The sequence below is a fragment of the Mycobacterium appelbergii genome (assembly GCF_032883035.1).
Lineage (GTDB): Bacteria > Actinomycetota > Actinomycetes > Mycobacteriales > Mycobacteriaceae > Mycobacterium > Mycobacterium appelbergii.
Genome location: NZ_JAMQTH010000012.1, coordinates 205,852 through 224,776, shown reverse-complemented (window position 1 = coordinate 224,776; position 18,925 = coordinate 205,852). Strand labels below are relative to the sequence as shown.

The window sequence follows — 18,925 nt, the reverse complement described above, 5'->3', positions numbered from 1 at the left end:
CGGTTGGGCATCGCACTGTGTCGCAAGCTACCAACGGCTCGGAAAACGAGTCAATCGTTTGATATCAAAGCGGTCAAGAAGGGCGGAATGCGCAGCTCAGGCGGCTGGGGCGGCCGTCGAGTGGCGACGCACGATGTGGGGTTCGTCGGGGACCGTCACGCGGCGCGGTCGACCACCCTCGATCAGCGCCAGCGCAAGGTCGACCGCCTCTGCCCCAAGCCTCTCCGTCGGCAGCCAGACCGTTGTCAACGGCGGGACAAGGAAATTCGCGAGATCGTCGTCGTGCAGCGACACCACCGACAGCTCGTCGGGCACCGCCATGTCGCGTTGATGCAAGGCGGCCAGCGCCCCGACGGCCATCGGAAACGTCGCCGCCACGATGGCCGTGGGCTGGAGCCGGCGTTCTAGCACCCGCATCGTCGCGTCGAATCCGGCCGCGCGGTCACGTTCGGGCATCTCGATCGTCGTCGCCCCGACGCCCAGCTTCTCGCATTCGCTGACAAACCCCCGGCGCCGCCGCACCATCGTGTCGAGGTTTCGCGGCCCGAGAATCGCACACAGGCGGCGGTGACCCAGGTCGACGAGATGCCGCACCGCAACCGCGGCGGCATCCGCGTCGCGCAGCACCACGCTCGCCGCCACCCCGCGGACCTGCCGGTTCACCAGCACCAACGACTGCGGCATCTGGTTGACCAGCCGGCGCAACGCGTCGTCCTCGATGTGGCCCGACGACACCATCAGCGCGTCGACGCTGCCGCGCATGAGCATCTCGGAGATGGTCTCGTGCGGATCACCCGCCGCGTGCGTGCCCAACACCAGGCCATAGCCAAATTGGTTGGCGCGCATCTCAACACCGTGGGCGATGGCCGAGTACACCGGGCTCGAGAACCCCGGCAACAACAACCCCAGCGCCATTGTGCGGTTGCTCCGCAGGCCGCGGGCAGAAGCGTTGGCCCGGTAGCCGATCTCACTGGCCGCGCGATGTATCCGGTCGCGGGTCTCCGCCGAGGCGAAGCCGCGCATGTCATTGCGGAGCACCCGCGACACCAGACTCGGATCAACCTCGGCCATCCGCGCAACGTCAGCCAACGTCGGCCGTCGTCGCTCCCGTTCGCCCGTCACATTCACTCCAGTGGATCAGCGCACCAATACTGCGCAGCCTAGTCCGCGAGTAGCACCCCGTGGAACTCGCCGGAAGGTTGCCCCACCTCTTTACCTAGACTGGCGTGGAGGCCACCGAGACGCCTAAAGCGATCGTCACGTCGATGTCTTCAGCAACAACAGTCCGGCTGAGGGGAATGCACGCCCACCCTGAAGTAGTTCCATGTTGGAGGCCGAAAAGTTCGGCTACGGAGGGTCTCATGGCACGTCGATCTGCGGAGTTGTGTTCATTTTTGCGCGCCCACCGCGAGGCGGTAACCCCTCAAGACGCGGGGTTGATCCCCGGCGGCGGTCGACGCGTGCGGGGTCTTCGACGCGAGGAGGTTGCCCTGCTCGCCGGGCTCAGCACCGACTATTACCGCAGACTCGAGCAGGGGCGAGAGCACCGCCCGTCACTGCAGGTGCTGGTCGCGATTGCGCGCGCGTTACAGCTGGATTCGCATGCAACCGCCTACCTCGTCTCGTTGGTGCACCCTGTCCCCTTCGCGAAGTCGGTCCGCCCGAACACGATGGTGTCGGCGGGCATCGAACACCTCCTCCACACGGCCTTGCGCACACCGGCCTTGGTCGTAGACCTCGGACTGAACATCCTGGCGATCAACTCGTTCGGCCGAGCGATGTACACCGGGTTTGACAGCATCGACAACCTCGCCCGCATGGTGTTCCTCGACCCCGCGGCCGAACACTTCTACGTCCACTGGCAACAGGTCGCCACTCAGATCGTTGCAAATCTGCGCTCGGGTTTAACCCATTTCCCCGGTGACCGCCGCATCACCGATGTCGTCGAGGAGATTTCGGTTCGTAGCCCCGCGTTCGCGGGGCTGTGGGCGACGAACAAGGTAGGACCGCGCACCAGCGAAGACAAACTCTTCAATCACCCCGAACTCGGCGAGCTACGCCTGCATTTCGACGCATTGGAGATCGCCGATGCCCCTGATCAGCGAATATTTGTCTACTGCGCGCCCGACGGAGGGCCGTCTGCCGACGCAGTCACCGCGCTGGTTTCTCGCGCCGAACTAACAGGCTGATTGTGGCATTGCCCGACGAGGGGGATCGACGAGTCGCTAACGAATTGATGGGCGGTGCCGCGGGTGCATTGCGGGGCCGCAATGCACCCCCCAGGCCGTGCATTCGTGTCCTTATCGTGGGCAGGGACGCCAGGTCTCGAAGATCGGCTTATCCGGGCAGTGCAGCGAGGAGTAACGGTGACAACCCTGATGGTGAACTATGTCGGTGACAGCGACAGCCGATTCGACCGCGACCGGTATCTCGCCCACCATATCCCGCTTGTCGTCAAGACCTGGCAACCCTTCGGTCTGAAACGCGTCGAAGTGTTCTTTACTGACCAGACCGCCCCCGATCAGACGGTGGCCGCAACATGTCTGTGCCATTTCATCGATCGCCCCGCTCTAGAGCGAGCATTGGCGGCTCCTGAGACCGCACCGATCATGGCTGACATCACCACCTTCACCGACATCACGCCCTCGCGCTTCGCCATGCGGCCGGCGCTGACGGCATGACACACCTGACGGCGCGACATACCTTTCAACACGACGTCCATCCTTGGCCAATCCCAGCGCACACACCTCGTGACGAATCTGGCTGCGGCCCAAGTTCATCTGAGCACAGATCAAAACGGCGCCGCTTACGGCGGCGACCGGGTAGCTGTCTGCTTGGCGGCCACCTACCGTTCAACCGACCGACGAGGGACGCCCCATGACCAGAATGATCGTTGTCTGCACAGGCGATAGCCACACTCGATTCGATCGCGAATACTATGTCAATCAACATTTTCCACTCGCCATGGAGTGCTGGGGAAGGTACGGCCTGCAGGCGGTGGACGCCTTCTTCCCAGCAGGCGAAGGCGACGGCTGGGTATCGATCGGGGTCTACCGCTTCCTGGAGGACGCCAACATCGACGCCGCCCTGGCTGCACCGGAAACCAAGCGCGTGATGGCAGACGTGAAGAACTTCACCGACGCGTCGACGGTGATGCGCAGTATCTTTGCACCGCTTTGATACAGCGTCGTCGCCGCCCGTAGCAGCGCGATCGACTCGTTGGGCTTGCCACCTCAGACTCCAATGGAATCGTCGAACAGCGATGCAAGAGACCGGCGCGGCTCGGTGCGGCCCTGCCAGCCAGCGAGCGTGTGCCTCGGCGAGGCGGCCCATCAGCGGTTCGAAGGTGACGTTGACGTCTATGACCTCCGGGTACCCCCCGTTCGACGTGGTGGTGTCGAACAACACCGAACGTTCCCCGGCCGCTGTCGTCATTTCCAGGGCTCTGGGGTAGCCAGCCCGCTCGCAGTGGGCGGTGCCGGCCTCGAAGGTCTCGCGCCGAACAATGTGATGAAAAACCGGTCCGCGCGCATCCAGTGCTTCGCTGAAGACCGATCGGTCGCCGTCCAGAGGCTGCAGAAGTTCTACGAGCCCGCCGCCGGAGAGCGCCATACCCACGTCAATCGCTATCGGGGCTTCTTCTCCGCGATAATAGTGCCCTGACTCGGCTTTGATGATGGTGGTGTAAAACGGGCCGGCACCCCAAAACATCCCGAACTCGGCGATTGCTGCGCCGAGATCCCTCACAACGTGGGCGATCTACAAGACCGTGCTTTGTGGTTGCATCATGACCGTTCCTCCTTGGAATGGGTTGGGTACATTGCCGTCACGCCAACCTATACTTGCTCAATTCGTCTCACCTGCATGTGCGGTCACGTGTATCTGGAACGGTCTGTGCGTATAGTCCATTCGCGTGCGGGGCTGCCTGCGACTACGCGGTTTCGCCGTGGGACTCCTCAATCACCATGGGAAAGCAGCCCGTAGAACTCGCGCGAGCTGATGATGGCGGCCGTGGATTGAGCCAGAACGACCAGAGTCGCCTGGTGGACCTGCTCGGCAGACATGGCGCCCAATCCGAGGTCCGGGTGGTCGTAGGTACCGGCCGCGTCAGAAATCACGGCTGTCCGGAAGTTTCGGAACATGGCGTCGCGCGCCGTGGCGTGCACACAGTCCTCGGTAGTAACGCCTGTGACGACAACGTCGGTTACCCCGAGTCCCCGAAGAATCATTTCCAAATCAGTGGCGTGAAAGGCGCTATATCGGTGCTTTCGAATGAGCCGGTCGCTCGGCAGAATATCGACTTCGGCGTAGATCTCAGACCCTGGCGTTCCATCGATGAGCGCAGAACGCGCAGCGATGGGCGGGTAGAGGTCTGCGTAAAGGCCCATGTCTGAACCATCTTCGTGGTGGACATGGGCCGTGAAAATGACTGGGATCTGCTTGCCTCGAGAGAAGCGGATCATTTCGTTCAGTGTTGGGATCATCTCTCGACCGGCGCGCGTTTCTAGTGGTGCGCCAGGCGCGAGGAAGTCGTGCTGCATATCGATGACCAGTAGAGCCGTGCGAGTGGGGTCCAGCTTGTCGATTCGGTAGCCCATAGCTGCTTCCTCCTTCAAGAACAACGGGCCCAGGTGTATCACGCTATTGCGACGATCGTCAACGATTCGCCCCATAATTGGGGCCATCCCCGGCAGCAGCTACGGTCACGCTACCGGGGCGTTCGTACCTTTCGCTCCTCGCACGGCCGGAGGCACCATCCGAACCTTCCAAGGAGCAGCCTGCTCAAGTTGCGTTGCGAGTGAGAGGAGTACATCTTCATCGCCGATCCCGCCGACAAACTGCACGCCAAGCGGCAAGCCCGCCGAAGTCGACCCGAGCGGCAGACTGATGGCGGGCTGCCCGGCCAGGTTAAACGGAACCATGAACTGCATGTCCGCAAGCAGTCGGTCGTGATAACTGTCGAGACTGGGCAATGACATGTCATACCACCCAAGAGGCCGGCTAACCACGGGCATGACCGGCGTGATCACCACGTCGAACGGCAGTTGATCCACGATGAGCTGCTGACCCACCTGCCGCAGCTGCTCCGTATCGAGGGCGTAGTCGACCGCGCTGAATTGACGACCGAATTCGATCATCTCCCACGTGACGGGCTCAACGTCTGCGGGCGTCACTTGACGCCCCATCGCCCGGCCGGCGCCATCGAACATCATCGTTGCGGTCACAGCCGTGATACGAACGAAGAACTCCCGGATGTGCCCCCAGTCATAGCGCAAGTCGAAGTCCACGATCTCGTGGCCGAGGGTCGCACAAAGCTCCGCCGCCGCCTCGACGGCGGCTCGGACCTCCGGATCCACCGCCTCACCATCCGGACACGTGAGCATGACACCAATGCGCAAGCGGTCTCGCGGGATTGCCGCGCTCTCAAGAAATGACACACGGGGCATTGCCAGGGCATACGGCTCGCCAGGAAGTGCGCCACCTACCGCGTCGAGGTAGGCGGCCGTGTCGCGCACGGTCCGGGTCACGCAGTTGAACACTGCCGACCCAGACCAGAGGTCGACAACGCCCGGACCCAACGTCGTGCGTCCGCGGGAGATCTTGAGACCGACGAGGCCGTTGATTGCAGCAGGAACGCGGATCGAACCGCCGAGATCGCTCGCGTCTCCGATCGGAACCATGTGCGTAGCAACCGCAACAGCCGAACCGCCGCTCGAACCGCCGGGCACGAGAGACTCGTCCCAAGGGTTCAAGGTCCTACCGTGAAAACGGGGCTCAGTTGAGTAACACCAGCCGTTTTCCGGGACGTTCGACTTTCCGACCGGAATGATGCCGGCAACCTTGACACGTCGCGCGATCTCAGAATCCGACGTCGCGACGGGACCGGCATAGAACGAGCAGGAATTGGTGGTCGGCATGCCCGCCCAGTCAAGAGCAAGATCCTTTGCGACAAAGGGTACCCCCGCAAGGGCGCTACTCGTTGGAGTGACCTCGCGTGCCAGCTGCCGCGCGTCATCGTATGCCTTGTACACCACGGCGTTGAAATGCGGGTTCAATTCCTCGATGCGCTCGATGGTTGCCTCTAGCACTTCAACTGCCGATACCTCGCCGGCCGCGATCAACCTCGCAATACCGACGCCGTCTTCCTGATCGATGATCTTCGTCATCGCGTTCTCACTTTCGTTGTCGGACACCGTGAGCAGAAACGGCGATGTGTCCTACTCATTCACCGAGGATCTCGAGGACGCGCGTTCGTTCCGCCTCTGCGTACTCGCCGAGAAACGAGACGTCGCCGCTCAGCAGGAAGAACGTCGCCCCGAGATCCCGCCAATGCGGCAGGTCGTTCCCGGTCAAGGAAAACATCCCGCTCAGCTTGCCTGCACGCTTAACCTCGGCAAGGATCCCGGCCACCGCCGCGGTGTGCTGCTCCGACGCCATGGCGACACCCATCGACACCGCGAGGTCGCCCGGCCCGACAAAGATCATATCGACACCGTCGACAGCGGCGATGTCGTATGCGTTCTGCAAACCAAGTTCAGTCTCCACCTGGAGGATCAACCCGACGGACGAATTTGCCCTGCCGATCGAGGCGGCCATGTCCTTACCGAACGCAGTGCTTCGGCCAGGACCTGCCCCACGATGCCCCTCGGGCGGATACCGCACCAGGCCGACACACGCTCGAGCCTGCTCAACTGTCTCGATGCGGGGAACAACCACGCCGAGAGCCCCCGAATCCAGTGCGCGTCCGATCTCTGGTCCGATACCCGGAACCCGCACGAGCGCAGCCGCATCAAACGCATCGGCGGCCCTGATCATGTTCTCGATAAGCTCAGGACTCAGCGCGGTGTGCTCTGAGTCGATACACACCGGGTCGAACCCACGTCGCGCAAGAATCTCGACCGCTGTCGGACTGCTGATGCCGACAAAGGTACCAACAACAGACTCACCCTCCAGGAGTCTGCGCACGGAGTCACTTCTACTGATCATTTGGGAAACCCTTTCGAGTGCAACATGTTCGATTTGCGAGCATCGTGTCAGGTAACTTTGAGCTGCGCTGTTCTGATGAGGGCGAGAATGTGTGATCGGAGCTCGCCGAATCTCGGATCCTCCCTCGTTTCGAACTGGTTTCGGTCGGGACCGAAGTCAGTCGATACGATCTCTTGGACGGTCGCTGGATTCTTCGACAAGACGACGATCCGATCCGACATGTAGACAGCCTCGTCGATGTCGTGGGTTACCACCACGACCGTGACGCCCTGGTCTCGTTTGAGGGTGAGGGTGAGATCCTCTAGCTCCAGGCGGGTTTGGGCATCAACCGATGCGAAGGGTTCATCCATCACGAGCACCTCGGGCTCGGTGACGAGCGCGCGAGCGATCGCGACTCGCTGCTGCATACCGCCGGACAGTTGCCAGGGATACTTCTTCTCTGTCGCCGCGAGGCCGACGTCATCCAATACACGGGCGACCCGCTGCCGTCTGATCTGACGTTGCACCCCTCTCGCCCGCAGCGGCAGCTCGATGTTTCGTGAAACCGTCATCCACGGGAACAAGGACCGGGTGTAGTCCTGGAAAACGATTGAAATACGCTCATCAGGTCCGCGAAGCTGTTCCCCGTCGAGGGAGATGGAGCCTGCGGTTGGAGGCATCAAACCTGTGAGGCAGCGCAAGAGTGTCGTCTTACCGGCACCGGATGGCCCTACGATGCACAGCAATTCGCCGTCGAGGATGTCGGCGGAGATGTCTGCGAGCACGTCGACGCGCTCCGATCCGCCACCGTACGACTTGCTCACGCCGTTGACGCGTAGGCGGTGAGTCGTGTCCTGAATGGACACAGTCATCTCCAACTCCTATCTGTCGCGTGCAACACGACTCATTTGAATGTGCCAGGCCAGCACGCGCGACCGTGCAGCCTTGAAGAGGGCAGCGATCAGGAATCCGATTACGGACAGCAACAAGATGCCCGACCACACACCCACGGCGTCGAAGGTCGCCTGCGCCTGCATTGTCAGGTAACCGATGCCGTGAGTTGCTGCAATCATTTCGCTGGCCACCATCAACACAACCGAAATCTGCAGGCCCGTCTCGAGGCCGCCGAAAATCGCTGGTCCCGCCGCCGGTCCGTAGAGTTGCGAAATCGCCCTGAGACGGCTGATCCGCAATCCCCGCGCCACGTCGGTGAGCATTGGGTCGACGCTGCGGACACCGTCCAGCGTGGCAATGAGGATCGGGAACAGTGAGCCCACGAAGATGATGGCGATCTTGGAGGTGTCGCCCGTGCCGACGATGAGCACCAGGGGCGGGATGAGCATGATCGGAGGGGTGGACCGGAAGAAATGCACGAGCGGCATGAAGAGTTGCTGGAGCCAGGTCACGCGACCCAAGACCAGGCCCAGGGTCACCCCCGTCACGGCAGATGCAGAGAAGCCGACCACAAGGTTCCTGAGGCTGGGCGCAACGTCCGTCGCGACGTGTGCGAACAACCACGTGTCCTGAAACCTCGCCCAAATCTTGCCGGGCGGCGGGAAGTAAGGGCTCGGCGAACTCGATGCGAATCGCACGTATAGGAAGAACAACACACAGGGAAGTACGAGACCGAGGAGCGCGCGCGAGAGTAGCTTCATGACGGTGTCCCTCGTCCCCAGTTGTCACGGGTGATGATGCGCTGCGTTACGGCCAGCACCATGGTGAGCAATACTCCCAGCGCACCGGCGCAGAGCGTCCCGGAGAATACCGTTGCACCTTGACCACTTTGCTGCGCGATCAGGATGAGGCGGCCTAGACCAGGAGCTCCAGCCAACAACCCAGCTCCCACGGACATCATCAGAGCCGTCGCCGACCCGATGCGCAGACCGGACAAGAGATAGGGAATGACGCTCGGCAGCACTACCGAAAGCTGCGTTCTTGCAACGCTCAAGCGAAGCGCGCGTGCAGTGTCGAGCGCGACAGGGTCGACATCTCGGGCTCCGGTCTGAACCTGGATGAGAATCGGCCACAATGCCGCGATCGTCGCCAGGAGGACGCCTAGATCGCGGGTCGGACCGAGAGCCAGGAGTGCGAGTGGCAAGATCACGACCGGTGGGATCGGCTTCAGAACCTGCACCAAGGGATCAAGGGCGGCCGAGATGGACGGATTGAGACCCATAGCCAAGCCGAGCACCGCACCGATCAGCAGGGAAATCATCGTCCCTGAAGCCGCCATGACAAGGGTCTCACCGACGGCCTGCCAGAAACTGCCGTCCGTCGACAACTCTGCGGTTCTTCGAATCGCCTCCGAAGCTGTCGCGAGTCCGGCCGTGTCGCGAAGTGGACCGACAGTTACGAAGTACTGCCACCCCAGAAGCCACAGCCCAATCCCACACACACCGAGCACGAGGCGCCGCAGACGGGTGGCGCGCTGGTCACCGCTCGGCCTGATCATCAACATTTGGCTCGACCTGTTCAGGAGTTCGGGCGATAGCTGCTCAGATCCGGCTCTTCGCAGAGGGTTTCCGGAATGAGGAGGTCCTCCACGTCCACCTTCTCGGAGAGCATGTCGTACTCGAGCATCAGGTCCTGAAAGTTCTCGAGGTCGTTCTTGGGAGCGCACGAATAGAAGTAGGCCATGGTCGCGTTCTCGAAAGTGCTGAAGGGAACGTCCTGAGCCTGCGCGATGGCCCGCCGGACGCCGTCGTGGTTGGCGTTGGCGTTCACGTTCGACTCACGCATGGCGCAGTTGAAACGCGCAACGGTGCCCGGGTTCTCGGCGATGTATGACTCCGACGCCACCATCGAGGAATTCAGGCCCTGGCGCAGTGCCTCCACCCCAACCCACGAAATGACCTGTCCGCCTGCCTCGACAGCTCGGCCGAGGAACGGATCAGTCGTGTAGATGGCGTCGACCTTGCCCGCAAGGAATGCATTCAACCCATCCGCCAGAGGCATGTTCAGGAACTTGACGGAGTCCGAGTCGCCGCCGTTGTCGTCGATCACGGCGCGAGTGGCCAACTCGGACTGACCCTTGACGTCGATCAGCCCGACGGTGCGACCGTCGAGGTCGCCGGCATTGTCCAACCCGCTGTCGCTCTTGGTAACCAGCGCCGCGGCTTCGATCTCCCACCCCGGCTCGCCAGCCTTCATCTTGTCGTAATAACCGGGCGCGATGCCCGCGAACGGTGCCACCATCTTCAACGGGGCCCCGTTCGCGTCTGCGGCGAAGAGCGAGATCGTCGGCGCGAACGCAAAGTTGCTCGCACCTCCCTGCACTGATGCCATCGCCGCAGCGATGTCAGCGACGGGCTGGATCTCCACGTCGAGGCCGTATTTCTCGAAAGTACCGTCATTGATGCCCATGTACAGAGCGCCCGATGTCGTAAGCGGCAGCGCGGCCACCGACACAGTCGTCGTTGAGGAGGCACTCGTTGGGGCATCGCAGGAAAAGCTCTCCGTCGCAGCCCCGTCCGGTGCCGGCGACCCGCCGGCACCGCACGCCGACAGCAGTGCCACAGCAGCAGAAGCAGAAGCAACGCTCAAGCCGACCGAACCAAAGGGCGACCTCATGGGTGATCCTCCATCGCAGGTGCTGAGTGCGCGACAGACCGTCGGACACGCATCGACAATGACACGATTCAATGACGCTCGTCAACCTTTCGACATAAACTTTAGATGACGCGCGTTGCGACTTCATTACATACGAGCGGTAGTGCCGAAAAGTGGTCCAGCCATCCGTCACGGCTTAACTGCGGAGCAGTAACGTTGATCCACAACTCATTCGGCTGAAGCAATTCCGAGTGAGAGTCGGTCATCGTGGTATTCCAACGGTCGTCAAATCCTCAATACGAGAGGGGTACGGTGGTGGCATGACGGCCACGACTTCTCAGCAGCCGCTGCGTGCCGGTGAGGGTCGCGACACCCGACTGGCGCAGCTCATTGTCTCGTTGTTCGGCCTGTATGCACGCGCCGAAGGCAACTGGCTCTCGGTGGCCTCGCTCGTGGCGATGAGCGCCGACCTGGGTGGCGACGGACAGGCGACGCGATCGTCGATCTCGCGGATGAAGCGGCGCGGCATCCTGCTGAGCGAACGCCACGGTGGTGCGGCCGGCTATTCAGCGTCGGCGTCGACCCTAGACGTGCTCGCCGAGGGTGACGTCAGGATCTTCGAACGCCGCCGGGCCACCCTGGAGGACGGGTGGGTCCTCGTTGTCTTCTCGGTGCCCGAGGCCGAACGCGACAAGCGGCACGCACTGCGGGCCAGTCTGACACGTCTAGGCTTCGGTACGGCCGCTTCCGGGGTGTGGCTGGCGCCGGGCAACCTGGCCGCCGAAGCCCGTCATGCCCTCCAACGTCGAGATTTGCATCATTACGTCGATATCTTCACTGGTGACTATCTGGCGTTCGGCGATCTGCGCACCGAGGTGACCGCGTGGTGGGACCTCGATGAGCTGGCCGCGCTCTACGCAGACTTCCTGCAGCGCTTCCGACCGGCCTTGCACCATTGCACCGAAGGCACGCTCACCCCGCATGAGGCATTCTGCATTTTCGTGCCCATGGTCACGCAATGGCGGCAACTGCCCTACCGCGATCCAGGCCTACCGTTAGCGGTATTGCCCCCAGCCTGGAACGGCGAGGCCGCCGGGGAGTTGTTCGACGCGCTGCACGATGCTCTGGCTCCACTGGCGCAACGGCACGCGATGCGCCTGATCCATGGCACCGCGACCAAGCCTTCCCGCTGACACACCGAACCGCTGGTCAGCGGAAGGCTGCGATACCCGTGAGTTTGCGTCCGATGCTCAACGCGTGCATCTCCTCGGTTCCCTCATACGTCGCGACTGTCTCCAGATTGTTCATGTGACGCATCACCGAGTGGTCCAAGGTGATTCCGGCTGCGCCCAGCATCGCCCGCGAGGTACGAGCGATGTCCAGAGCCGCACGCACATTGGCCAGTTTGCCGTGACTGACATGTTCCGGCGTGATCGTGCCGGCATCCTTGAGCCTGCCCAGCTGCACCGCGGTCAGCGAGGCGTTGGCCAGCGCGACCGACATGCCGGCCAGTTTCCCCTGGGTCAGCTGGAACGCCGCCAGCGGCTTGCCGAACTGCCGGCGGGTCATTGTGTACTCCAGCGCCTCGCTGAAGCACGCTCGTGCAGCGCCGACGGCTCCCCAGAGGATTCCGTAGCGAGCCTCATTAAGACACGACAGCGGGCCCTTGAGTCCGGTGCCCTCCGGCAACAGTGCCGATCCGGGCAGGCGCACGTCGTCGAGCGCCAACTCGGCGGTGATCGATGCCCGCAGTGAGAGTTTGCGTTTGATGACCCAAGCCGAGAAACCCGTGGTGTCGGTAGGAACGACGAACCCGCGTATACCGTCATCGGTTTGCGCCCACACCACGGCGACATCGGCGATGGTTCCGTTGGTGATCCACATCTTGGTCCCGTTGAGCACCCAGTCCCGACCGTCGCGGCGGGCGCGGGTTCGCATGGATCCGGGGTCGCTGCCGGACTCGGCTTCAGTCAACCCAAAGCATCCGATCGCCTCGCCGGAAGCCATGCGCGGTAGCCATTCTCGACGCTGCTCTTCGGTGCCCAAGTGACGAATGGCGAACATCGCCAACGAGCCCTGCACCGATACCAGGCTGCGCAAACCGGAGTCGACGGCCTCCAGTTCGCGGCACGCCAACCCGTACGCGGTCGCGCTGGTGCCGGTGCATTCGTACCCCTGCAGATGCATGCCGAGCAGGCCCAGCCGGCCAAGTCCCAGCGCGATGTCACGCGGGATACAGCCTTCCTCGTACCAGTCAGAGATGTGCGGAGCGAGTTCGGAACGCGCATAATCTCGTACCGCAGTGGCGATTTCGTGTTCCTCTCGGCCCAGCAGATCGTCGATCTGCAAGAAGTCGACCGGATCCATCATTGTCCCTTCCATTCCGGCTGGCGTCGGGAGTTGAACGCCGCGTGGAATTCGGCGTGGTCGTCAGTGGTCATCAGCAGGGCTTGAGTCATGGCGTCGAGTTCCATCGCCGCGGACATCGACATGTCCAACTCGCGAGTGAGCAGCGACTTCGTTTGCGCCAGCGCCAGTGTCGGACCGGTGGCGATGCGGTCGGCCAGCGCCTGGACGGCGTCGTCGATGTCGGCGTCGTCTACCACCATCGAGGCCAGACCATAGCGGTCGGCGGTGTCGGCGTCGATCGTGTCACCCAGCATCAGCAGAGAGGTCGCCCGGCCCAGGCCCACCACCCGCGGCAGCAGGTAGGCCGCACCCATGTCGCCGCCGGAAAGACCGACCTTGGTGAACAGGAAGGCGAACCGACCGGCGCGCCCGACGACGCGGAAATCCGCGGCCAGGGCGACCACGGCGCCGGCGCCGGCCGCCATCCCGTGCACCTTGACTATGATCGGGACCGGGCAGTGCCGCATCGCGGCGATGACCTCTCCGGTCATCTTGGTGAACCCCATCAGCTCACCGGGTCTCATCTTGATCAGCTCGCCGATGATCTCGTTGACGTCACCGCCACCGCAGAAGGCCCGCCCCCGGCCCTGAATGACCAGCACCTTGATGTTCCCGTGGTGGGGTAGCTCGGCGAGCAGATCCCGCAGATCGGCATAGGCCTCGAACGTCAGCGGGTTGAATTTCTCGGGGCGATTCAGGGTCACAGTGGCCACGCGGCCCTCGACGGTGAAGTCGAAGTGCTTCCAGTCGGTGGTCAGCGGCACCGACGCCCGAAAACGGGTCATGAACGATTCCCTTCCTTGAGCAACTGGCGAGCGATGATGGTGCGCTGGACTTCCGAGGCGCCTTCGTAGATCCGGGGCGCCCGCACGTCGCGATACAGGTGTTCCAGCAGATGCCCTCGCTCCAGGGCGACCGCTCCGTGCAGCTGCACGGCTTGATCGACGATCTCCTGAGCGGCTTCGGTGGCGTAAAGCTTCGCCATTGCGGCCGAACGGGTGATCTCGTCGCGGGCGGCGCCGCCGTCATAGGTGCGTGCCGCGCTGTAGACCAGGAGGCGCGCAGCCTGCAACCGGGTCGCCAGGTCGGCCAGCTTGTGCGCCACGGCCTGCTGGTCGGCCAGCGGCCCACCGTATACGCTTCTCGTCTTCACATGTTCCAAGGTGACGTCGAGGGCAGCCTGCGCCATCCCCACGGCGAACGCTCCGACACTGGGACGGAAGAGGTCCAGCGTGCGCATCGCCACTTTGAATCCTGCGTCGACCGTGCCCAGAACATCATCAGGACCCACGCGCACCCCATCGAATTGCAGACGGCCGATCGCGTGCGGGGCCAGCAGATCCAAGGGCTGCCCCGAGAGCCCTTCGGCATCGCCTGCGACCGCGAAGGCGCTCACCCCCCGGGCTCCCGCGCCAGGGATGGTGCGCGCGAATACGGTGTAGACGTCGGCGTCGGGGGCATTGGAGATCCACAGCTTCTCCCCCGACAATCGCCAGCCGTGATCGTCAGGCTCGGCCCGCAATGCCAAGGCGGCTGCGTCGGAGCCCGCGTCCGGTTCGGTCAGCGCGAACGCGGCGACCGTCGTGCCTGCGACGACTCCTGGGATCCAACGGTCCACCGTCTGCGGTTTCCCTGACTGCAAGATCGGGTAGCTGCCCAAACCCTGGAGTGCCAAGGCTGTTTCGGCTTCGGTCGACACCGAGGCCAGACTCTCCCGCAGCAGGCACAGCCGCATCGCCGCGGCATCGGTGGGTGGCTGGTCGGGGTTCCCGCCGAAGAGGTCGCGCAGCAGACCCAGTCGGCCCATCTCCTGCAACAGGTCGCGGTTGACCCGTCCTGGTTCACCGGCTTCGGCGAGCGCGACCAGACGCTGGGCGGCGTGCCGGCGAACGCGCTCGGTATAGGCACGCTCGTCGGCACTCAACGCGGTCACGACTTGCCCTCGACCATCGGCCGCCACCGGCGGTGCGATACGCCCGCTCCTCCGGCCCGGATCAGTTGCAGGCGCGGTTTGGGGCCGTCGCTGCGTCCGGTCTGCGGTTTGCGCCGGCCCGCGCGCCAGGGTCTGGGCCAGTGCGCTCCCGGTCCGGCATAGTCCTGTTCGACCGCGGCGTGCAGGGTCCAGCTGGGGTCGTAGAGGTGCGCCCTACCGAGGGCACACAGATCGGCGCGACCGGCCAGCAGCAGCGAATTCACGTCGTCGTGGGAGGAGATGACGCCCACCGCGATGGTCGGTATGTCGACCTTGTTGCGGATCTTGTCGGCGAACGGTGTCTGGTACGAGCGTCCGAACGCCGGTTCCTCATCTGGGGTCACTTGTCCTGAGGACACGTCGATGGCCGCCGCCCCAGCGTCTTTGAATGCCTGCGCGATGTGGACGGCGTCGTCACCGCTGATGCCGCCCTCGACCCAGTCGGTGGCCGAGATACGTACCGTCATCGGTTTGTGCGCAGGCCACACCACACGCATGGCGGCGAATACCTCCAAAGGGTAGCGCATTCTGCCGTCGAGGTTTCCGCCGTAGCGATCGGTGCGCTGATTGGTCAGCGGCGAGATGAATGAGGACAGCAGATAGCCATGGGCACAGTGTAATTCGATTAGATCGAACTCAGCTTCGTCCGCGCGCCGGGCGGCTTCCACGAACTCGCCGGTTATGCGTGCCAGATCTGCCTCGTCGAGTTCGCGGGGGATTTGGTTGACTCCGGCGCGGTACGGAAGCGGCGACGGTGCCACGATCTCCCAGTTGCCCTCGTCGAGCGGTTGGTCGATTCCGTCCCACATCAGCCGCGTCGAGCCCTTGCGGCCGGAGTGTCCGATCTGGATGCCGATCTTGGCCCGGGTCTGGTCGTGGACAAAACGGGTCAGCCGACTCCACTCCGAGGTCTGGGCATCCGACCAGAGGCCGGTGCATCCCGGAGTGATGCGTCCGGACTCGCTGACGCAGACCATTTCGGTCATCACCAGCCCGGCGCCGCCCAGCGCCTTGCCGCCGAGGTGGACGAGATGGAAGTCATTGGGCAGTCCGTCGACCGCGCGATACATGTCCATCGAGGAGACCACGACGCGGTTGACCAGGTTGAGTCCGCCGATGGTGAACGGTTGGAACATCGGGGGCGTATCGGCGTTGTGCGCAGGGTCCTGCGCGGTGAACCACGATGTGGTGCGTTCGACGAACTGGGGATCGCGTAACTGCAGGTTCTCGTAGGTGACGCGGCGGCTGCGGGTCATGACGTTGAAGGCGAACTGCACGGGGTGTTGGTCGACGTACTGGTGGAGGTTCTCGAACCATTCCAGGCTGGCTCGGGCGGCGCGTTGGGTCGACAGCACCACGGCCTTGCGTTCGGCTTCGTACTCCGAAAGCGCGTCGTCGACGGTGTCGTTCTCGTGCAGGCATGCCGCCAGCGACAGCGCGTCCTCCATCGCCAGCTTGGTACCCGACCCGATGGAGAAGTGCGCGGTGTGCGCGGCGTCGCCCAGCAGAACGATGTTGTCGTGGCGCCAATGCGCGTTGCTGACGGTGGTGAAGTTGATCCACTTCGAGTTGTTGGCCATCACCTCATGTCCGTCGAGAACATCGCTGAACAGCTCACGAACCAGCTGGATGGACTTCTCGTCGGATTCGCCGGGCTTGAAGTCCCGGGCGGCGAATGCGTCGAAACCGGCGTTACGCCAGACTTGTTCAGTCATCTCAATGATGAAGGTGCTGCCGGTGGCGTCGTAGGGGTAGCCGTGGATCTGCATCACCCCGTGGGGCGTCTCGGCGATGTAAAACTTGAACGCGTCGAACACCCTGTCTGTGCCCAGCCACATGTACTTGCACGCCTCGATGCTCAGGGTGGGCTGGAACGACTGCGAAAACGCCGAGCGCACCGCGGAGTTCACACCGTCGGCCGCGACAACTAGATCGTGGCCGGCCGCCAGTATCGCGATGTCGGGCGCCTCAGTCTGGAAGTGCACGGGCACTCCGAGCCCGCGGCAGCGCTGCTGCAGGATGTGCAGCAGGCGCTTGCGGCTCATCGCTGCGAAGGCGTGTCCGCCACTGGTGATGGTCTCCCCGCGGAAGTGCACGTCGATGTCATCCCATTGGGCGAACTCACGCTCCATACTGCGGTAGATCTCTTCGTCGGCGTGCTCGATCCCGCCCAAGGTCTCGTCGGAGAACACCACACCGAACCCGAAGGTGTCGTCCGCAGCGTTACGTTCCCAGACAGTGATGTCGTGGTGCGGTCCAAGCTGCTTGGTCAACGCCGCGAAATACAATCCGCCGGGCCCGCCACCGATCACGGCGATGCGCATGTCTTTCTCCTGTTCGGGGCTGAGCCCCGTTGTGTGGTGCTTTCGTTGTGTTTCAGACGCCGGCCGATGAATTCGGTGCCAGCTCTTTCAGACGAAAGCGCTGCAACTTGCCGGTCGCAGTCTTCGGGAGCGAGTCGACGAAGACCACCCGACGCGGGTACTTATACGGCGCGATCGTCTCTTTAATGTAATCCTGTAGTGCGGTGATCATTTCGGTGTCGCCGACGACGCCGTCACGCAGAACCACGAACGCGGTGACCAGTTGCCCGCGGTCGGCGTCGGCGGTTCCCGTGACACCGCACTCGATGACGTCGGGATGTTGTAGGAGCGCTTCCTCCACCTCCGGGCCGGCGATGTTGTATCCCGACGAGACGATCATGTCGTCGCTGCGCGCCTGGTACCAGAAGTACCCGTCAGCGTCCTGCACGAAGGTATCGCCGGTTATGTTCCAGCCGTCACGGACGTACTCTCCTTGCCGGTCATCGGCCAGATAGCGGCATCCGGTGGGGCCTTTGACGGCCAACCGGCCCGGCGTTCCCGGCGACACGGGGCGCCCCTGGTCGTCGAGTACGGCGGCTACATAGCCGGGTACGGCGCGACCGGTGGAACCGGGCTGAATGTCGTTGTCGGATGAGGAGATGAAGATGTGCAGCATCTCGGTGGAACCGATGCCGTCGATGAGCCGAACGCCGGTGGCGTCGAACACCGCTCGCCAGGTGCTGACAGCAAGGTGTTCACCGGCTGAAACCGCCCGCCGCAGGGTACCGAGTTTGTGGGCGTTACCCGATGACACCATCGCCCGATAAGCCGTCGGCGCGGTGAAACAGACGGTCACACCGTGTTCGGCGATGTGGTCGGCGAGTTCGTCCGGTGTTGCCTTCTCCAGCAGCAGTGTCGCGGCCCCCACACGAAGGGGAAACACCACCAGACCGCCGAGACCGAAGGTGAACGCGATCGGTGGGGTGCCGGTGAAGACGTCTGTGGCTGCGGGTTTGAGGACGTGGGCGGAGAAGGTGTCGGCGATCGCCAACAGGTCGCGGTGGAAGTGCATGGTGGCCTTGGCCCGGCCGGTTGTCCCCGACGTGAATGCCAGTAGCGCCACGTCGTCGGCGGCGGTATCCACCGGGGTGAACCGATCGGCCTTCGTGGTTGCGGCGGTGGTGAGGGCTGTGTCTGCACCGAAGGGCACCACGCGCAGGCCGGGTATTGCTGCGGCGACGAGTTCGTCGGTGAAGCGGGCGTCACACAGGGAAAGGTCGACCTTGGCCACTTCGGCGATCTTGGTCAGCTCGACCGCACGCAGCATCGGCATCGTCGACACGGCGATTGCGCCCGCCTTCATCACGGCGAACCAGCAGGCCACCGTCCACGGATTGTTGGGCCCGCGCAACAGGATTCGGTTTCCTGGCACGATCCCGTAGTCCTCGATGAGGACCTGAGCGATCTGATTCGACAACGTCGAGAGTTCGCCGTAGCTCCACTGCTGTCCACCGGGGGCAAGCAAGCAGACACGATCGGGACCGAGGCGACGACTCACCTCGTCGAGCAACTCCACCGCACAGTTCAGACGATCGGGATAGTGCAGACCTGCCTCCTCCAGCCGCAGCTCGGGCCAGAGGTGCCGTGGCGGCAGCTGATCTCGGCAGAAGGTGTCGACGTGGGCCGATGATGGATGGGACATCGCGCCTTCTCTCACGAAGGGTGC

At 63.4% G+C, this 18,925-nt stretch carries 17 protein-coding genes and 1 pseudogene; 4 read left to right on the top strand and 14 right to left on the bottom strand.

From position 1 onward, the window contains the following. Positions 1 to 96: 96 nt before the first annotated feature. On the bottom strand, positions 97 to 1,122 hold the full coding sequence (locus M1247_RS26165; RefSeq protein WP_317159319.1) for a LacI family DNA-binding transcriptional regulator: 1,026 nt from the start codon (positions 1,120 to 1,122) through the stop codon (positions 97 to 99). 239 nt (positions 1,123 to 1,361) lie between these two features. On the opposite strand from M1247_RS26165, the gene M1247_RS26160 reads away from it, so the two are divergent. The 3 genes from M1247_RS26160 to M1247_RS26150 all read left to right on the top strand — a co-directional run bounded on the left by M1247_RS26160 (position 1,362) and on the right by M1247_RS26150 (position 3,180). Beyond that, on the top strand, positions 1,362 to 2,189 hold the full coding sequence (locus tag M1247_RS26160) for a helix-turn-helix domain-containing protein (protein ID WP_317159318.1): 828 nt from the start codon (positions 1,362 to 1,364) through the stop codon (positions 2,187 to 2,189). A 177-nt stretch (positions 2,190 to 2,366) separates the two neighbouring features. Then, positions 2,367 to 2,681: an EthD family reductase gene (locus tag M1247_RS26155; RefSeq protein ID WP_317159317.1), complete on the top strand. Its 315-nt coding sequence runs from the start codon at positions 2,367 to 2,369 to the stop codon at positions 2,679 to 2,681. Positions 2,682 to 2,877: 196 nt separating this feature from the next. Then, positions 2,878 to 3,180 carry an EthD family reductase gene (locus M1247_RS26150; RefSeq protein ID WP_317159316.1) on the top strand — a complete coding sequence of 101 codons (303 nt, stop codon included), beginning with the start codon at positions 2,878 to 2,880 and terminating at the stop codon, positions 3,178 to 3,180. 234 nt (positions 3,181 to 3,414) lie between these two features. Here M1247_RS26150 and M1247_RS36465 read toward each other — a convergent pair. The 8 genes and pseudogenes from M1247_RS36465 to M1247_RS26115 all read right to left on the bottom strand — a co-directional run. Beyond that, positions 3,415 to 3,747: pseudogene (locus M1247_RS36465) on the bottom strand (hypothetical protein); the annotation flags it as partial. 209 nt (positions 3,748 to 3,956) lie between these two features. Continuing rightward, a complete protein-coding gene (locus M1247_RS26145) occupies positions 3,957 to 4,598 on the bottom strand; it encodes an isochorismatase family protein (protein WP_317159315.1) in 642 nt (213 codons plus the stop codon). Positions 4,599 to 4,703: 105 nt separating this feature from the next. Then, the gene (locus M1247_RS26140) at positions 4,704 to 6,167 is read right to left on the bottom strand and encodes an amidase (protein WP_317159314.1); all 1,464 of its coding nucleotides are present in this window, start codon (positions 6,165 to 6,167) and stop codon (positions 4,704 to 4,706) included. 55 nt (positions 6,168 to 6,222) lie between these two features. After that, on the bottom strand, positions 6,223 to 6,966 hold the full coding sequence (locus M1247_RS26135; protein WP_317159313.1) for an HpcH/HpaI aldolase family protein: 744 nt from the start codon (positions 6,964 to 6,966) through the stop codon (positions 6,223 to 6,225). A 68-nt stretch (positions 6,967 to 7,034) separates the two neighbouring features. Further along, on the bottom strand, positions 7,035 to 7,832 hold the full coding sequence (locus tag M1247_RS26130) for an ABC transporter ATP-binding protein (RefSeq protein WP_317159312.1): 798 nt from the start codon (positions 7,830 to 7,832) through the stop codon (positions 7,035 to 7,037). 15 nt (positions 7,833 to 7,847) lie between these two features. Further along, a complete protein-coding gene (locus M1247_RS26125) occupies positions 7,848 to 8,621 on the bottom strand; it encodes an ABC transporter permease (protein ID WP_317159311.1) in 774 nt (257 codons plus the stop codon). Beyond that, positions 8,618 to 9,424: an ABC transporter permease gene (locus M1247_RS26120; RefSeq protein ID WP_317159310.1), complete on the bottom strand. Its 807-nt coding sequence runs from the start codon at positions 9,422 to 9,424 to the stop codon at positions 8,618 to 8,620. Before M1247_RS26120 ends, M1247_RS26125 begins: the two co-directional genes overlap by 4 nt. Before the next feature lie 14 nt (positions 9,425 to 9,438). Next, positions 9,439 to 10,536 (bottom strand): ABC transporter substrate-binding protein, encoded by a 1,098-nt coding sequence (locus tag M1247_RS26115; RefSeq protein WP_317159309.1) that lies wholly within the window; start codon positions 10,534 to 10,536, stop codon positions 9,439 to 9,441. A gap of 299 nt (positions 10,537 to 10,835) precedes the next feature. On the opposite strand from M1247_RS26115, the gene M1247_RS26110 reads away from it, so the two are divergent. Beyond that, a complete protein-coding gene (locus M1247_RS26110; protein WP_317159308.1) occupies positions 10,836 to 11,708 on the top strand; it encodes a PaaX family transcriptional regulator in 873 nt (290 codons plus the stop codon). 16 nt (positions 11,709 to 11,724) lie between these two features. Here the strand turns inward: M1247_RS26110 and M1247_RS26105 are convergent, their stop codons facing one another. The 5 genes from M1247_RS26105 to M1247_RS26085 are packed head-to-tail and all read right to left on the bottom strand — an operon-like array spanning position 11,725 to position 18,901. Further along, a complete protein-coding gene (locus M1247_RS26105) occupies positions 11,725 to 12,885 on the bottom strand; it encodes an acyl-CoA dehydrogenase family protein (protein WP_317159307.1) in 1,161 nt (386 codons plus the stop codon). Further along, positions 12,882 to 13,709: an enoyl-CoA hydratase family protein gene (locus M1247_RS26100; RefSeq protein WP_317159306.1), complete on the bottom strand. Its 828-nt coding sequence runs from the start codon at positions 13,707 to 13,709 to the stop codon at positions 12,882 to 12,884. Before M1247_RS26100 ends, M1247_RS26105 begins: the two co-directional genes overlap by 4 nt. Further along, positions 13,706 to 14,857: an acyl-CoA dehydrogenase family protein gene (locus tag M1247_RS26095; RefSeq protein WP_317159305.1), complete on the bottom strand. Its 1,152-nt coding sequence runs from the start codon at positions 14,855 to 14,857 to the stop codon at positions 13,706 to 13,708. Before M1247_RS26095 ends, M1247_RS26100 begins: the two co-directional genes overlap by 4 nt. Further along, positions 14,854 to 17,220 carry a bifunctional salicylyl-CoA 5-hydroxylase/oxidoreductase gene (locus tag M1247_RS26090; protein WP_317159304.1) on the bottom strand — a complete coding sequence of 789 codons (2,367 nt, stop codon included), beginning with the start codon at positions 17,218 to 17,220 and terminating at the stop codon, positions 14,854 to 14,856. Before M1247_RS26090 ends, M1247_RS26095 begins: the two co-directional genes overlap by 4 nt. A gap of 52 nt (positions 17,221 to 17,272) precedes the next feature. Further along, positions 17,273 to 18,901: an AMP-binding protein gene (locus M1247_RS26085; RefSeq protein ID WP_317159303.1), complete on the bottom strand. Its 1,629-nt coding sequence runs from the start codon at positions 18,899 to 18,901 to the stop codon at positions 17,273 to 17,275. Positions 18,902 to 18,925: the final 24 nt, after the last annotated feature.

What these genes read in the sequence shown, in the direction of transcription:
- M1247_RS26160 (WP_317159318.1), top strand. Translation starts at nt 1,362, where the DNA reads ATGGCACGTCGATCTGCGGAGTTGTGTTCATTTTTGCGCGCCCACCGC.
- M1247_RS26150 (WP_317159316.1), top strand. Translation starts at nt 2,878, where the DNA reads ATGACCAGAATGATCGTTGTCTGCACAGGCGATAGCCACACTCGATTC.
- M1247_RS26145 (WP_317159315.1), bottom strand. Translation starts at nt 4,598, where the DNA reads ATGGGCTACCGAATCGACAAGCTGGACCCCACTCGCACGGCTCTACTG.
- M1247_RS26140 (WP_317159314.1), bottom strand. Translation starts at nt 6,167, where the DNA reads ATGACGAAGATCATCGATCAGGAAGACGGCGTCGGTATTGCGAGGTTG.
- M1247_RS26125 (WP_317159311.1), bottom strand. Translation starts at nt 8,621, where the DNA reads ATGAAGCTACTCTCGCGCGCGCTCCTCGGTCTCGTACTTCCCTGTGTG.
- M1247_RS26120 (WP_317159310.1), bottom strand. Translation starts at nt 9,424, where the DNA reads ATGTTGATGATCAGGCCGAGCGGTGACCAGCGCGCCACCCGTCTGCGG.
- M1247_RS26115 (WP_317159309.1), bottom strand. Translation starts at nt 10,536, where the DNA reads ATGAGGTCGCCCTTTGGTTCGGTCGGCTTGAGCGTTGCTTCTGCTTCT.
- M1247_RS26110 (WP_317159308.1), top strand. Translation starts at nt 10,836, where the DNA reads ATGACGGCCACGACTTCTCAGCAGCCGCTGCGTGCCGGTGAGGGTCGC.
- M1247_RS26105 (WP_317159307.1), bottom strand. Translation starts at nt 12,885, where the DNA reads ATGATGGATCCGGTCGACTTCTTGCAGATCGACGATCTGCTGGGCCGA.
- M1247_RS26100 (WP_317159306.1), bottom strand. Translation starts at nt 13,709, where the DNA reads ATGACCCGTTTTCGGGCGTCGGTGCCGCTGACCACCGACTGGAAGCAC.
- M1247_RS26090 (WP_317159304.1), bottom strand. Translation starts at nt 17,220, where the DNA reads ATGCGCATCGCCGTGATCGGTGGCGGGCCCGGCGGATTGTATTTCGCG.
- M1247_RS26085 (WP_317159303.1), bottom strand. Translation starts at nt 18,901, where the DNA reads ATGTCCCATCCATCATCGGCCCACGTCGACACCTTCTGCCGAGATCAG.